Origin of the sequence: Mesorhizobium sp. M7A.F.Ca.US.011.01.1.1 (genome assembly GCF_003998295.1) — a bacterium.
In the GTDB taxonomy this organism is placed as follows: Bacteria; Pseudomonadota; Alphaproteobacteria; order Rhizobiales; family Rhizobiaceae; genus Mesorhizobium.
In genome coordinates this window covers 250,605-264,806 of sequence record NZ_RZRT01000001.1, presented here as the reverse complement: position 1 = coordinate 264,806, position 14,202 = coordinate 250,605, and the positions used below count along the sequence as shown (strand labels likewise).

At 64.1% G+C, this 14,202-nt stretch carries 11 protein-coding genes; 7 read left to right on the top strand and 4 right to left on the bottom strand.

Features of this window, described 5'->3' with window-relative positions; translation table 11 throughout:
• Nucleotides 1-6: 6 nt before the first annotated feature.
• Both EOA13_RS01290 and EOA13_RS01285 read right to left on the bottom strand, forming a co-directional pair.
• Nucleotides 7-639: a LysE family translocator gene (locus EOA13_RS01290; RefSeq protein ID WP_127289028.1), complete on the bottom strand. Its 633-nt coding sequence runs from the start codon at nucleotides 637-639 to the stop codon at nucleotides 7-9.
• A 131-nt stretch (nucleotides 640-770) separates the two neighbouring features.
• A complete protein-coding gene (locus EOA13_RS01285) occupies nucleotides 771-2,756 on the bottom strand; it encodes a TadE/TadG family type IV pilus assembly protein (RefSeq protein WP_206535254.1) in 1,986 nt (661 codons plus the stop codon).
• A 230-nt stretch (nucleotides 2,757-2,986) separates the two neighbouring features.
• On the opposite strand from EOA13_RS01285, the gene EOA13_RS01280 reads away from it, so the two are divergent.
• On the top strand, nucleotides 2,987-3,847 hold the full coding sequence (locus EOA13_RS01280) for a TIGR01459 family HAD-type hydrolase (protein ID WP_164779934.1): 861 nt from the start codon (nucleotides 2,987-2,989) through the stop codon (nucleotides 3,845-3,847).
• A 6-nt stretch (nucleotides 3,848-3,853) separates the two neighbouring features.
• Complete coding sequence (locus EOA13_RS01275) at nucleotides 3,854-4,834, top strand: bifunctional riboflavin kinase/FAD synthetase (RefSeq protein ID WP_127289024.1); 981 nt, start codon at nucleotides 3,854-3,856, stop codon at nucleotides 4,832-4,834.
• 17 nt (nucleotides 4,835-4,851) lie between these two features.
• Here the strand turns inward: EOA13_RS01275 and EOA13_RS01270 are convergent, their stop codons facing one another.
• The gene (locus tag EOA13_RS01270) at nucleotides 4,852-5,406 is read right to left on the bottom strand and encodes an HdeD family acid-resistance protein (RefSeq protein ID WP_127289022.1); all 555 of its coding nucleotides are present in this window, start codon (nucleotides 5,404-5,406) and stop codon (nucleotides 4,852-4,854) included.
• A 194-nt stretch (nucleotides 5,407-5,600) separates the two neighbouring features.
• On the opposite strand from EOA13_RS01270, the gene EOA13_RS01265 reads away from it, so the two are divergent.
• The 3 genes from EOA13_RS01265 to EOA13_RS01255 all read left to right on the top strand — a co-directional run bounded on the left by EOA13_RS01265 (nucleotide 5,601) and on the right by EOA13_RS01255 (nucleotide 10,686).
• Nucleotides 5,601-6,407, top strand: coding sequence for a MipA/OmpV family protein (locus EOA13_RS01265; protein WP_127289020.1), 807 nt, complete (start codon nucleotides 5,601-5,603; stop codon nucleotides 6,405-6,407).
• Between the two features lie 436 nt (nucleotides 6,408-6,843).
• Nucleotides 6,844-9,807, top strand: coding sequence for an isoleucine--tRNA ligase (ileS, locus tag EOA13_RS01260; RefSeq protein ID WP_127289018.1), 2,964 nt, complete (start codon nucleotides 6,844-6,846; stop codon nucleotides 9,805-9,807).
• Nucleotides 9,808-10,005: 198 nt separating this feature from the next.
• The gene (locus EOA13_RS01255; protein WP_023813543.1) at nucleotides 10,006-10,686 is read left to right on the top strand and encodes a hypothetical protein; all 681 of its coding nucleotides are present in this window, start codon (nucleotides 10,006-10,008) and stop codon (nucleotides 10,684-10,686) included.
• Between the two features lie 40 nt (nucleotides 10,687-10,726).
• Here the strand turns inward: EOA13_RS01255 and EOA13_RS01250 are convergent, their stop codons facing one another.
• The gene (locus EOA13_RS01250) at nucleotides 10,727-11,176 is read right to left on the bottom strand and encodes a nucleoside deaminase (protein WP_127289016.1); all 450 of its coding nucleotides are present in this window, start codon (nucleotides 11,174-11,176) and stop codon (nucleotides 10,727-10,729) included.
• A 182-nt stretch (nucleotides 11,177-11,358) separates the two neighbouring features.
• Here EOA13_RS01250 and EOA13_RS01245 point away from each other — a divergent pair, with 182 nt between their 5' ends.
• On the top strand, nucleotides 11,359-13,560 hold the full coding sequence (locus EOA13_RS01245; protein WP_127289014.1) for a pseudouridine synthase: 2,202 nt from the start codon (nucleotides 11,359-11,361) through the stop codon (nucleotides 13,558-13,560).
• Nucleotides 13,557-14,111: a 16S rRNA (guanine(966)-N(2))-methyltransferase RsmD gene (rsmD, locus tag EOA13_RS01240; RefSeq protein ID WP_127266868.1), complete on the top strand. Its 555-nt coding sequence runs from the start codon at nucleotides 13,557-13,559 to the stop codon at nucleotides 14,109-14,111. Before EOA13_RS01245 ends, rsmD begins: the two co-directional genes overlap by 4 nt.
• The last annotated feature ends 91 nt before the right edge of the window (nucleotides 14,112-14,202 follow it).

Sequence of the window (14,202 nt, the reverse complement as noted above, 5' to 3'; positions counted from 1 at the left end):
GGACTCTCAGCGCTGCGCCTCTGTCGCCATCTTCAGCGCAAGTGCCGCCAGCACGGTGCCCATCATCCAGCGCTGGATGACCAGCCACAAAGGCCGTCCGGCGAGAAAGGTGGCGATCGAGCCGGCCGTCACAGCGATGACGGCATTGACGCTGAGACTGATCGAGATCTGCGTCGCGCCGAGCACCAGAAGCTGCGACAGGACGTGGCCTTTGCCGGGGCTGATGAACTGCGGCAACAGCGACAGATAGAGCACGGCCACCTTCGGATTGAGCAGATTGGTCATCAGGCCCATGGCGAAAAGCTTGCGCGGCCTGTCCATCGGCAATTCCCGCACTTCGAACGGCGAGCGTCCGCCCGGCTTCACCGCCTGCCAGGCCAGCCACAGGAGATAGAGCACGCCGGCAAAGCGCAGCGCGTCATAGGCGTAGGGCACGGCGAGCAGCAGCGCGGTGATGCCGAATGCCGCCGCCAGCACATAGAAGACAAAGCCGAGTGCCACGCCGCCAAGCGAGATGAGCCCCGCCTTCGGCCCCTGCGACAGGGAACGCGAGATCAAATAGATCATGTTGGGGCCAGGCGTCAGCACCATGCCGAGGCAGACCAGCGCGAAGGCGAGATGATTGGCTGTTTCGGGCATCTGTTCTTCCCCAGCGCGCCGCGAATGGACGCGCGATCCGGCAGGCGGCCAACATGTGCCTGTCCCGGCAGGCGCGCGCAAGTGCATGGCGGCGCCAGCCGTTGTTCCAGCTAGCCGCCGATGTCTACGGATCAGCCGACGACGCGCAGGTTCGACAATTCGTTGCCGATTTCCTTGAAATCGTTCGACAAGCTGGCGCCGGTGGCGTTCCAGAACAGTTTTGCCGGCTTGCTCGCGTCCGTCGGATCCTTGCGGAAGCGCGAGTTCGACGAGCAGGATTTCAGCGCCTCGATCGCCTGCTGGTCGGCGATTTTAGTCGTCGACAGATCGAGCGCTACCGTCATCACCATGATGTTGGCCGCCTTGGCGTTGTTGCAAAGCGTCGCCATCTGCTCGTTGAGCGCGTTGGTGTAATTGCCGTTCGAATAATCGAATTGGCCAATGGTGCTCGATGTGCCCATGAACAGGCGGCCCACCGACGTGCCGTTGTAGCCGGGTTTGAGATAGCCGAAGGACGCGTAGGTCGACTTCGAATCGGCGGGGTCGGAATAGCCGAGCGAGGAAGGCGTGTAGTAGGTGTTGGCGCCGTCGGTCAGCACGATCACGACCTTGTCGTTGCCCCTCTCGGTTTCCGGGCGTCCTTGCGTGAAGGGCTCGCCGCTCGAAACCACGCGCCATCCCCAGGCCATGCCTTCGGGAACATTGGTGCCGCCATCGGGCTTCATCAGGTCGATCGCGGCCTTGATCGCAGTGAGCCCAGTGGCAACGCTGACATCGGTCAGCGGCGTGATCGGGTTGGTGGAGCAGCTGTAGTTCGGCCCGTTGCCGGCGGCCAGCGCCGGCGCATTGATCGGCCGCGGCTGGAAATATTTGGCCATGTTGCGTAACCGGGATTGGCCGGTGCTGCTTGTCGCGCCGTCATTCCACCAGCTGTTCACGGCGCCGTAGGTCGTCGGCGTGGCCTCATCGGGATCTTGGGTGAGCCTCCAATGATTGCCGGGTTCGTCGGGGGCGAACATCGGCACGAACATCGTCGCCGGATCGCCAACCCCTATGCCGGTGTTCGCCGACCCGCCGGACGGCGCCGCGTCGTTGACATTGTAGGGATAGGGTCTGGCCTCGACGCAGCCCTGCCAACTGGCGAACGGACCATAGGAATCGATGTAGTCGTATTCGTCATGGCTTCGTTTGCAGGTGTTGTTCGAGTTGTATTCGTCGCAAACCACGCGCTTGCTGTTGGTGACACGCTCATGGTTGGTGACGACCTTCATGTCCCGGTAGAGCGAAAACCGGGTCAGCATCTGGCCTTCGCCGGTACCCCATCCGGTGCCGCGCTTGTACCAGATACCGTTGGTCTGCTGGGCGTATTTGTCGACCGCGTTCAGCGTCGACCAGTCGAAATTCTCGTTCGATACCGGCGACAGTCCTTCGGTGTCCATCCAGGACGCGTTACCGTTGCCGGGTCCGACATTGACCGAGGCGGCAAACGGCACGAGGCCGAACTGCACCGGCCTGTCGACCTGCTTGATCATCGCCGCCTGATGGGCCAGCGTGTCGACCAGCTGTTTGGCCGCGGTCTTGAGAAGGTCGATCCGCGTTTGCCCCGAGCCCGTTCCGGTCTTGGTCATCGACCCGGAATTGTCGAGCACCAGGGCGACTTCAAGAGTGTTCTTCAGCCGCACTTCCGAGGTGACGTTGAAGCTGATCTTCTGGTTGGCGTCGGTTTCGGATTTGCCGACGAGTTGGCCGAAGACCGGATAGAAATAGGGCTTGTAGTCAAGCCGCGCGCTCATCTTGAGCAAGCCCCCGCCGGCGGTGTTGCTTGGCAAGGTGACGCTGAGCGTCGTGTTGGCGGGGTTGATCTTGTTGAGGTTGGCATTGAAGAAATCGAGCGCATAGGCTCTCAACTGGTCGTCGGTAGCACCTTCCGTCAGCCGGCGCGCCGTGGCGAAGTTTGCGGCATCGAGCGCATTCGAAACCGCCTGTTTTTCGCGGCTCATCTCGGTGAAGTCGACGGCTATCGCCAGGGCGCCCATGAGCGGAACCATCGCGACGACGGTCATAAGAGCATAGTTGCCGCGTTGGTCGCGGCAGAACTGACGCCAAAGTCCATGCATGTGTTGCAGCGGCCCCCGCCGGCGGATTCTCGATCGATGCCAGCTTTCCACAAAACGCTGAAGGTCGCGTTTGGAGAATCGCTCGATTGCCGGGGCAGCGCTTCACCAACCGCTAACCAATCGTGCCTGGCGAAAGCTGATGACAGGCCGGGGCGGTTCGGCTAATCCGAACCGGCTGCGGCGAACCGTCGGTCGCGGCGATCGCAACGATCATGACTGAAGGAAACGGCATGGCGGATTCGCCTGAAATCATCAGCTCGCTCGAAGACGTGTCGAAGGCCTATTCGGCAATCCTGTGCGACGTCTGGGGCGTGGTGCACAATGGTGAAACGCATTTCCCGGCGGCGGCCTCGGCATTGGCAAGGGCTCGAGAGGCGAAAATCCCCGTCGTCCTGATCACCAATTCGCCGCGCAGAAGTGCCGATGTCGTGGCGCAGATGAACGCGATCGGTGTTCCACCGTCAGCCTACGACCGGGTGGTTACCTCAGGCGACGTGACGCGGGATCTGATCGCCGAAGGGCCGCGCAAGATTTTCCATATCGGCGCCGACCGCGACTTCACCCTCTATGAAGGTCTCGATGTCGAGCTTGTCGAGGAGTTCGAGGCGTCCGGCGTCGTCTGCACCGGCCTGTTCGACGACGAAGTCGAGCAGCCCGAGGATTACACGGAGCTCCTGCGGCGGCTGCGCGCCCGGAACCTGCCTTTCATCTGCGCAAATCCCGACATCGTGGTCGAGCGTGGCGAACGCATCATATGGTGTGCCGGCGCGCTGGCGCGTGACTACGCCCAGCTCGGCGGCCGCACATTGATCGCTGGAAAACCTTACGCGCCGATCTACAATCTCGCGATGAAGGAGGTCGCCGAGATTCTTGGCCAGCCGGTCGAGCGCGGCCAGGTGCTGGCCATCGGCGACGGCATGATGACCGATGTGAAGGGCGCCGCCGACAATGGCTTCGATGTTCTTTATGTCTCCGGCGGCATCCATGCCCGCGACTATGGCGATGCCCTGTACCCGGACCCGGCAAAATTGGCGGCGTTCCTGGAAAAGCATGGCTATGGTCCGGTGGCCGTTATTCCCAGACTTCGGTAGGTGACGATGGCAGCCTTCCAGCGCATCCTGGCAACCGCGCCGCTTCCCGCCGACCTGCGCGGCGGCGTGGTGGCGATCGGCAATTTCGATGGTGTCCATCGCGGCCATCAGGCGGTGCTCGAGCGGGCCTCTGCCGAGGCCGGACGGCGTGGAGTGCCGGCCCTGGTGCTGACATTCGAACCGCATCCGCGCAAGATCTTCAGGCCTGATATCCCGTTGTTCGTGCTGACGCCGCCGCCGATGAAGGCGCGGCTCCTGTCGCTGCTGGGCTTTGCCGCGCTGGTCGAACAGCCGTTCACGCGCGACTTCGCCTCGCTGTCGGCGGAAGCGTTCGTGACGGATGTGCTGGAGAGGAACCTTGGCATTACCCATGCCGTGACCGGGTTCGACTTCCATTTCGGCAAGGATCGTCAAGGCGGTCCGGCCTACCTGATGGCGGCGGGCCAGCGTCACGGCTTCGGCGTCACGCTCGTCGACGCCTTCCGAGACGAGGGCGCCGAGGTGGTGTCGTCCAGCCGCATCCGCGGATTGCTGGGCGAGGGCGAGGTGGCTGAAGCCGCCGGTCTGCTCGGCTACCGCTTCACCGTCGAAAGCGAGGTGGTCGGTGGACAGCAGCTTGGCCGCACCCTTGGCTTTCCAACCGCGAATATGAGGCTGTCGGCTGAAGCCGCACTCAAGGAGGGCATCTATGCCGTCCGCTTCCGCCGCGCCGACGGCACGCTTCACGACAGCGTCGCCAGCTTCGGCCGTCGCCCGACCGTCGACGACAATGGCGCGCCGCTGCTGGAAACCTTTGTTTTCGACTTCTCCGGCGACCTCTACGGCGAGGTTTGCCAGGTTTCCTTCTTCGGTTTCCTGCGCCCGGAGGTGAAGTTCGATGGGCTCGACGCGCTGGTCGCGCAGATGAAGCGCGATGAAGCCGAGGCACGCGCGCTGCTTGCCGGCGTCAAGCCTCTCTCCGACCTCGACGCGGCCATGGCTTTTTGAGCCAGGCGTGATCCCGGCTACTTCTTCAGTGCCAGGCCGACAGCGACGAAGGTCCAGCCCTGGAAGATCAGATCGATCGCCAGGAACAGTCCGAGCACCCACAGGCTGTTGACCGGCCAGCCCATCGCGATGATCAGACCCGCAAGGGCGCTGATGACACCGGCGGCGACGATCCAGCCCCAGCCGCGTTCCGGCCGATGGCTGTAGCCGACCCAGGCCCTGAGCACCCCTGACGCGACCAGCGCGATCGCCAGCAGGAACGTCAGCACCGCCGAGGCAAGCAACGGATTGCCGAAAGCGAAGAAGCCGGCAACGGCGTACAGCAGTCCGCTGAGCAGCCAGTAGAAGAAGCGGCTCCAGGTCTTGACGCCGAACGCGTGCACGATCTCGATGATACCCGCCATCAGCATCAGCCATCCCACGACGTAGACGGAAGCCACCGTGGCGACGAACAGATTGGCGAAGGCAATGCCGCCGAAGATGAGCAGCAGCACACCGAGCGCGACAAACCATCCCCATTTTGTCCGTGTCTGTTCGATCGCGATTTTCAAGGCGTCGCCATGCAGGGTCATTGTCGCGGTCTCCATCGAGGGCTGCGGAATACTGCGAATGGAAGGTAATCCGGGCGCCGGCCAACGTCCAGTCGATGACCGGCAGCCGGATCGCGGCAAAGCGCGAGCATATGTCTCGGGTTTAAATCAAATTTTACCAAACGGCCGTCAAAGCTGTCATCGGCAATCATATGCGTTGTGTTAGTGGAGTGGCCATGAGTTCGGTCGGAAGAATCTCTCTTGTGTTGGCCGCTGCGGTGCTGGGTGGGACGGGCGCTGCCAATGCGGGCGAGGGCAGCTGGCTGTCCGGCGACTGGTATCTGACCGTAGGCGCCACCGGCATGGTGGCGCCGAATTTCGAGGGCGGCAAAAAGTACCTGCTCAGCGCCTCGCCGATCATTTCGCTGGGCAAGGCCGGACCTGCTGCCCGCTTTGTCTCGCGCAACGACAACATCTCGCTGGCGCTGGTCGACGATGGCGGTGTCCGCGCCGGCCTGACCGGCAAGTTCCTGTTTTCCCGCGACGATGACAACGCCGATGAGCTGAAGGGCCTCGATCCGGTGCGCTGGGGCGGCGAAGTCGGCGGCTTCTTCGAATTCTATCCGACGGACTGGCTGCGCGCCCGCGCCGAGCTGCGCCACGGCATTCGCGCCCACAACGGCTTTGTCGCCGACATTGCCGCCGACGCCTTCTACGATGTGACGCCAACCGTCAGGATTTCGGGAGGACCGCGTGTTTCCTTCGCCTCAGGCAACTATTTCGACGCCTATTATGGCGTCAACGCGCAGGAAGCCGTGGCCTCGGGCCTGAGCGAATACCATCCTGGTAGCGGGCTGAAGTCGACCGGCCTCGGCGGCGCCATAACCTGGAAGGTGACCGAGCCGATGACCGCCAGCCTGTTTGGCGAATATTCGCGCCTGATGGGACCGGCGGCCGATTCCAGCCTGGTCAAGGAGCGCGGCGACCGCAACCAGTTCATGATTGGCGTGTCGACTACCTATCGCTTCGATTTCACGATGTAAGAAACCGTTTGGAAACTCTACTCTGGCGGCCATCTGATGGCGTTTTCTGCGCTTCCGGTGCTCTCGGACCCAAACGTCCGCTGCGCTCCGGTTCTCGAAACCACCACCATATGACTCGCCAGAGCGATTTTCGAAACGGTCTCTAAGTGAATCGAACGAGAGACGCTTTATTCCTGCGTCTATCTCCGCTAAAAGCCCACCAATGACGAGCTTTTCGCGCCTTCGCGTGCTGACGATACGAATTACCGGCCCGGTGTTCCGGGCGGCCTGAGGGTCGCCGGAACCGCCGGGAATTCTGCGCGCGGCCTCTCGCGCTTTTTCCAGATCATCAGGCATGTCGCCCAAAAGTGGCCCCGGTTTTGGGAAAACGACATGCGCAAAAGTATAGTTCAACGCCCGAGCTCTTTTGCCGCCGGGCAATGCACATGGCAGACCAATGACCGATACGACTGGAACGATCGACTATTCCAAGACGCTTTATTTGCCGCAGACGGATTTCCCGATGCGTGCCGGCTTGCCGGAGAAGGAGCCGCTGCTGGTCAAGCGCTGGCAGGACATGGATCTCTACCGCAAGCTGCGCGAGAGCGCTGCCGGCCGCACGAAATACGTGCTGCATGACGGGCCGCCCTACGCCAACGGCAACATCCATATCGGCCACGCGCTGAACAAGATCCTCAAGGATGTCATCACCCGCTCGTTCCAGATGCGCGGCTACGACTCGAACTATGTGCCCGGCTGGGACTGCCACGGCCTGCCGATCGAGTGGAAGATCGAGGAGCAGTACCGCGCCAAGGGCAAGAACAAGGACGAGGTGCCGGTCAACGAATTCCGCAAGGAATGCCGTGAGTTCGCCGCGGGTTGGATCACTGTGCAGGGGGCCGAGTTCCAGCGCCTCGGCGTCATCGGCGACTTCAAGAACCCCTATACGACGATGGCTTTCCATGCCGAGTCGCGGATCGCCGGCGAGCTTTTGAAATTCGCCATGTCGGGCCAGCTCTATCGCGGCTCCAAGCCGGTGATGTGGAGCGTGGTCGAGCGAACGGCGCTGGCCGAGGCCGAGATCGAGTACCACGACTATGAGAGCGACACGATCTGGGTGAAGTTTCCGGTCGCCAGCCTGGTCCGCCCCATCGACGATGGCGAGACCAAGCTGACCGAGAGCGCGCTCGATCTGCTGCAGGCTCATGTCGTCATCTGGACGACGACGCCGTGGACGATCCCCGGCAACCGTGCCGTCAACTATTCGCCGCGCATCAACTATGGCCTCTATGAGGTCACGGCAGCCAAGAACGCATTCGGCCCGCAGCCGGGTGAAAAACTGATCTTTGCCGACGCGCTGGCCGAAGACGCCTCGGCCAAGGCCAAGGTCACCTTGAATCGTTTCCGCAGCGTTTCGGCGCAAGAGCTTGGAAGCCTTACTCTTTCGCATCCGCTCAAGGGTTTTTGCGGCGGCTACGACTTTGCCGTTCCGATGCTCGCCGGCGACCACGTCACCGACGATGCCGGCACCGGCTTCGTCCACACCGCGCCCGGTCACGGCCGCGAGGACTTTGACGCCTGGATGGATGCGGCGGTGGATCTGCGCGCACGCGGCATTGATCCCGCCATCCCGTTCACCGTCGACGATGGCGGCTTCTTCACCAAGGATGCGCCGGGTTTCGGCCCGGATCGCGAGGATGGGCCGGCGCGTGTCATCGACGACAACGGCAAGAAGGGCAATGCCAACCAGGCCGTCATCGACGAGCTGATCAAGCGCAACGCGCTGTTTGCGCGGGGCCGGCTGAAACACTCCTATCCGCATTCATGGCGGTCTAAAAAACCGATCATCTTCCGCAACACGCCGCAATGGTTCGTCTACATGGACAAGGACCTCGGCGATGGCTCGACGTTGCGCAGCCGGGCGCTCAAGGCCATCGACGACACCCGTTTCGTGCCCGCCGCCGGCCAGAACCGCATCCGCGCCATGATCGAGGAGCGCCCGGACTGGGTGCTGTCGCGCCAGCGCGCCTGGGGCGTGCCGATCGCCGTCTTCGCCGATGCCGACGGCAATGTGCTGAAGGACGAAGCGGTCAACCAGCGCATCATGGACGCCTTCGAGCAGGAAGGCGCCGACGCCTGGTTCGCGGCTGGCGCCAAGGAACGTTTCCTCGGCAATCACGATGCCTCGAAGTGGAAGCAGGTGATGGACATCCTCGACGTCTGGTTCGATTCGGGCTCGACGCACGCCTTCACGCTGGAGGATCGTCCTGACCTGAAATGGCCGGCCGACGTCTATCTCGAAGGCTCCGACCAGCATCGCGGCTGGTTCCATTCGTCGCTGCTGGAGAGCTGCGGCACCAGGGGCAGGGCGCCTTACGACACCGTCGTCACCCATGGTTTCACCATGGACGAGGATGGCCGCAAGATGTCAAAGTCGCTGGGCAACACCGTGGTGCCGCAGGACGTCATCAAGCAGTCGGGCGCCGATATCCTGCGTCTGTGGGTGGTGACGACCGACTACTGGGAGGACCAGCGGCTCGGCAAGAACGTGCTGCAGACCAACATCGACGCCTACCGCAAACTGCGCAACACCATCCGCTGGATGCTGGGTACGCTTGCCCATGACGATGGCGAAGAGGTGCCGATGGAGAAAATGCCGGAGCTGGAGCGGCTGATGCTGCACCGGCTGGCCGAGCTCGATGAGATCGTGCGTTCGGGCTACGACGCCTTTGAATTCAAGCGCATCACCCGCATGCTGCTCGATTTCATGGTGGTCGAGCTGTCGGCGTTCTATTTCGACATCCGCAAGGACGCGCTCTACTGCGACGCGCCGACGAGCCTGAAGCGCAAGGCTTCGGTGCAGGTGGTGCGCCATCTCTTCGATTGCCTGGTGAAATGGCTGGCGCCGATGCTGCCTTTCACCATGGAGGAAGCCTGGCTTGACCGTCATCCCGACGCCGTCTCGGTGCATCTCGACCAGTTCCCGCAAATCCCGACGGACTGGAAGAACGAGGCGCTGGCTGAAAAGTGGCGCCAGGTGCGGCAAGTGCGGCGCGTCGTCACCGGCGCGCTGGAGATCGCGCGCGCCCAGAAGGTGATCGGATCGTCGCTGGAAGCGGTGCCGGTCGTCACAATCAACGACGCAGCGCTCGAAGCGGCGATTTCAGATGTCGACATGGCCGAGATGGCGATCACCAGCGATCTGGTCATCGCTCATGGCGAGGCACCGGCTGGTGCCTTCGCGATCGACGACGTCAAGGGTGTCGCCGTGGTGGTCGAGAAGGCCGAGGATCGTGGCCTGTTAAAATGTGCACGCTCCTGGCGCTACACCGCCGATGTCGGCCAGGATCCGGAATTCCCGGATGTTTCGGCCAGGGATGCGGCGGTGCTGCATGAATTGAAGGCGCTTGGCCGGCTTTGACGGCCGGATCGGTGCACAAATGCCACGCCGGGCGGGCGAAAACCGCCCGCGCGTTGCCCTTAACGAGTGGTTGAGGTAAACACGCGAAACTCCGGAAGACAAATTGTCGCCGGATTTCCGTCGCAAGTGCTTGGACGATGGGGACCGGCCACAAGGCCGGCGGCAATCGAGAGGCTGTCTAGAGTGGGACTTTTTGGCATGACCGAGAGATATAATGCGCGCTTGGCGCTGCTGGCGCCGCTTGTCGCGTCGGGCCTCGCTTTGTCCGGCTGCATGGGCTCTCCGACCTACGGCACCGACAAGACCGCCGGCGAACAGCTGGCCGGCGATATTTCAGGTGCCTTTTCATTTGCGCCGAAGCGCAAGGAACAGATCGACTACAAGCCGCGTCCGACGCTTGTGAAGCCGGCGCCAGGCCAGAAGGAAGCGCTGCCGGCCCCGCAGGACAGCATCGAGACGGCGAGCGCCGAATGGCCGGAATCGCCCGAGCAGCGCCGCGCCCGCTTGCGCGCCGACGCCACCGCCCATCAGAACGACCCGGCCTATCAGTCTGAGATCGTCGACGACGTGCAGACGGACCCGGCCTCGGTGAAGAGGGCGATGGCGGAGTCAGGGTCGAGCCACCCGCCGGCATGGACACCGGCCGATTCCGACAAGGGCCGTGCCGCCGAGATCCAGCGCCGCCTTGCCGACAGCAAGCAGGGCGATCCGAACACCCGCAAATATCTGAGCGAGCCTCCAGTGCAGTATCGTGTCGCGGCCGGCACCGCGCCGCAGAACGAGCTTGGCGAGGACGAATACAAGAAGGAACGCCGCCTCAAGAAAGAGGCGGAAGGCAAGAAGGGCAGCGGCTGGTTCGACTGGATGCCGTCCCTGTAAAAACCGCCTCTTTGTTGTTTCTTGCCGAAGGGCGCCCGGTTCAACCGCGCCGTTCCAGGAAAAATCCTTTGAGCAACAGGGCCGCCTCGGTCTCGCCCATGCCTGGATAGATGTCGGGCGTGTGGTGGCAGGTTGGCGATGCGAAGAAGCGCACGCCATTGACCACCGCGCCGCCCTTGTCGTCGGCGGCACCGAAATAAAGCCGGCGCAGCCGGGCGAAGGAAATGGCGCCGGCGCACATGGCGCAAGGTTCCAGCGTCACATAGAGATCGTGGCCGGTCAGCCGTTCGGCCGACAGTTTGCGACAAGCTTCGCGGATGACCAGCATCTCGGCATGCGCGGTCGGGTCGGCAAGTTCGCGTGTGCGGTTGCCGGCGCTGGCGACAACACCAGCGCCATTGGCGATGACGGCGCCGACCGGCACTTCGCCTCGCAAGGCGGCAGCCTCGGCCTCCTTCAGCGCCAGCGCCATGAAATCGGGCCGCTTCACGCGATTTTCACTCCGATTATCTCCTCGCCACCTGACGGTGATCCTGTTATTGAGCGCAGGACCTCGAAAATCGGGACTCGGTTTTCGAAAATGATCATGCGCCACATCAAAAGTGCTACAGCGTTCGTTGCGCGCCCGAAAGGATGCGCCACGCTGTAGCAGCGCAAACGGATAAAGGCCACATGGACGACAACGACAAGAAATTCCGACCCAGGAAGGGTCCGGCCAAGAGTGGGCCGAAAGCCGCGGGACCGCGCAGCCGTGATGGCGCCGCCGGCAAGGGCGGCAAGCCGTCCTTTGGCGCCAAGAAGCCTTACGCACCGCGTGGCGATCGGCCGATGGCCGCCGATGGCGATCGGCCGAAGCGCGATTTCAAGGGCGGCGACAAGCCTTTCAGCAAAGGCCCGCGACCCGAAGGGAAGCCTTTTGAGAAGCGCGAGGGGCCGCGCAAGCCCTACGCACCGCGCGGCGACCGCCCGATGGCCGCCGAGGGTGAGCGCAAACCGTTTGAGAAGCGCGAGGGGCCGCGCAAGCCCTACGCACCGCGCGGCGACCGCCCGATGGCCGCCGAGGGTGAGCGCAAACCGTATGAGAAGCGCGAAGGACCACGCAAGCCCTACGCACCGCGCGGCGACCGCCCGGTGGCCGCCGAGGGTGAGCGCAAACCATATGAGAAGCGCGAGGGGCCGCGCAAGCCCTACGCACCGCGCGGCGATCGCCCGGTGGCCGCCGAAGGCGAGCGCAAGCCCTATGAAAAGCGCGAGGGGCCGCGCAAGCCTTATGCCCCCCGTGGCGATCGCCCGGCTGCGGCGGCAGCGGGCGGCGAAAAGCGTTTCGACCGTCCCAAGCGTGATTTCAGTGACCGCGCGCCGCGCGACGCCGGCGATCGCCCGAAGCGTGACTTCGCCGACCGCCCCAAGCGTGATTTCGGCGAGCGGCCGAAGCGGGATTTCAACGATCGGCCGCAAGGCGCGTCAGGTGGCAGCTTCAAGCCACGCCCGCGTCCCGCCGAGGGCGCGGAAGAGGCAGGCGAGCGCATCGCCAAGCGGTTGGCCCGCGCCGGCCTGGCCTCGCGCCGCGATGCCGAGGAGCTGATCGCCGCCGGCCGCGTCAAGGTCAATGGCCGCGCCCTGACTTCACCGGCCTTCAACGTCATGCCTGATGACATCATCCATCTCGACGGCATGGAAATCCCGCCGATCGAGCGCACCCGGCTGTTCCTGTTCCATAAGCCGGCCGGCGTCGTCACCACCAACCGCGATCCCGAGGGCCGCAAGACCGTCTTCGACGTGCTGCCGGCTGAATTGCCGCGGCTGATGACCATCGGCCGGCTCGACATCAACACCGAAGGCCTGCTGCTGCTCACCAATGATGGCGGCCTCTCGCGCGTGCTCGAACTGCCGGCCACCGGCTGGCTGCGCCGCTACCGGGTGCGCGTCCACGGCAAGGTCGAGGAAAGCGCGCTTGCGGGCCTGCGTGAAGGCATTGCCGTCGACGGCGTGTTCTATGGTGCCATCGAAGCGACGCTCGACCGTGAGCAAGGCACCAATGCCTGGCTGACGATCGGTCTGCGCGAGGGCAAGAACCGCGAAGTCAGGAACATTCTCGGCTCGCTCGGCCTCGACGTGACGCGGCTGATCCGCATCTCCTACGGGCCGTTCCAGCTCGATGACCTCGCCGAGGGCCATGTGCTGGAGATCAAGGGGCGTGTGCTGCGTGACCAACTCGGCGAGCGCCTGGTCGAGGAATCCGGCGCCAATTTCGACGCCGATGTCACCAAGCCGTTTTCCAACAAGCCGGTGCGGCGCACCGAAGTTCGCGAGCCGGAGCCGGAGCGGCCGAAATTCACCCGTGACGGTGAGCGCCGCCCGATCGGGGAGGGCGGTCTGATCAAGAACCGCAAACGCCGCGAAGGCAGCCGCGACGAGGCTCTGGGCAAACTGTCGACAAGTCCCGACAGAAGCGCGGAGAAGGGTTTTGGCGAACGCGGACCGCGTCCCGAACGCAGCTTCGGCGACAAGCCGCGCGGCAATTTTGGCGACAAGCCTCGTGGTGGCTTCGGTGACAAGCCACGCGGCGGTTTCGGCGACAAGCCTCGGGGCGGTGGCAAGAAGTCCGAGCGCGAGCAGCGGCCGATCGAGCCGCCAGGCCAGCGCAAGGCCAACGTCTGGATGGCACCGGGCGCGCGGCCGATCGGCAAGGGCAGGGCCGACGCCGATGCCGCCAAGGCGGCTGAAGCCAAGGCGCGCAAGGCGTCGTTCAAGCCGTCTTATGGCAAGCCCGCCGATGCAAAGCCGTTCGGCAAGCCGAGAGGCGAACGTCCGGGCGGGGCCGGCGGCGGTGAGCGTCCGCGCAATGGCCCCCGAGGCCCCAAAGCGAGATGAGAATCGTCGGTGGTGAGTTTCGCGGGCGTCCGCTGGCGACGCCCCGTTCGAGCGCCATCCGTCCGACGACCGATCGCACCCGCGAGGCGGTCTTCAACGTGCTGGCGCATCGCTTTGCCGCGCAGTTGGACGGTGCGCGCGTGCTCGACCTGTTCGCCGGCACCGGTGCGCTGGGGCTTGAGGCGCTGTCGCGCGGTGCCTCCTACGGCGTCTTCATCGAGGAATCGGCGGAAGGCCGTGGCCTGATCCGCGACAATGTCGAGGCCTTTGGCCTGACCGGCCGCACCAAGATCTTCCGCCGCGACGCCACCGGCCTTGGCGAGGCCGGCACGCTGGCGCCGTTCGGCCTTGTCTTCGCCGATCCGCCCTATGGCAAGGGTCTTGGCGAGCGCGCCCTGCAGTCGGCGAAAGCCGGCGGCTGGCTCCGCCCTGGCGCGCTGTGCGTGGTCGAAGAGGCGGCAGTGGCGCCGTTTGAGCCGGGCCCCGGCTTTTCCGTGCTGGACGAGCGCAACTATGGCGAGACCGTCATCCGCTTTATCGAGGCGGCCTGATACGCCTTCGCGATTGGCGGTTCCTCTCCCCCAATCCTTCATTTGGGGGGAGGGGGGCGCGAAGCGGCCGGGGAGGGGGACGGGTGTGCGA

Coding starts and splice junctions, on each gene's coding strand:
- EOA13_RS01290 (WP_127289028.1), bottom strand. CDS start 639: ATGCCCGAAACAGCCAATCATCTCGCCTTCGCGCTGGTCTGCCTCGGC.
- EOA13_RS01285 (WP_206535254.1), bottom strand. CDS start 2,756: ATGCATGGACTTTGGCGTCAGTTCTGCCGCGACCAACGCGGCAACTAT.
- EOA13_RS01280 (WP_164779934.1), top strand. CDS start 2,987: ATGGCGGATTCGCCTGAAATCATCAGCTCGCTCGAAGACGTGTCGAAG.
- EOA13_RS01275 (WP_127289024.1), top strand. CDS start 3,854: ATGGCAGCCTTCCAGCGCATCCTGGCAACCGCGCCGCTTCCCGCCGAC.
- EOA13_RS01270 (WP_127289022.1), bottom strand. CDS start 5,406: ATGACCCTGCATGGCGACGCCTTGAAAATCGCGATCGAACAGACACGG.
- EOA13_RS01265 (WP_127289020.1), top strand. CDS start 5,601: ATGAGTTCGGTCGGAAGAATCTCTCTTGTGTTGGCCGCTGCGGTGCTG.
- ileS (WP_127289018.1), top strand. CDS start 6,844: ATGACCGATACGACTGGAACGATCGACTATTCCAAGACGCTTTATTTG.
- EOA13_RS01255 (WP_023813543.1), top strand. CDS start 10,006: ATGACCGAGAGATATAATGCGCGCTTGGCGCTGCTGGCGCCGCTTGTC.
- EOA13_RS01245 (WP_127289014.1), top strand. CDS start 11,359: ATGGACGACAACGACAAGAAATTCCGACCCAGGAAGGGTCCGGCCAAG.
- rsmD (WP_127266868.1), top strand. CDS start 13,557: ATGAGAATCGTCGGTGGTGAGTTTCGCGGGCGTCCGCTGGCGACGCCC.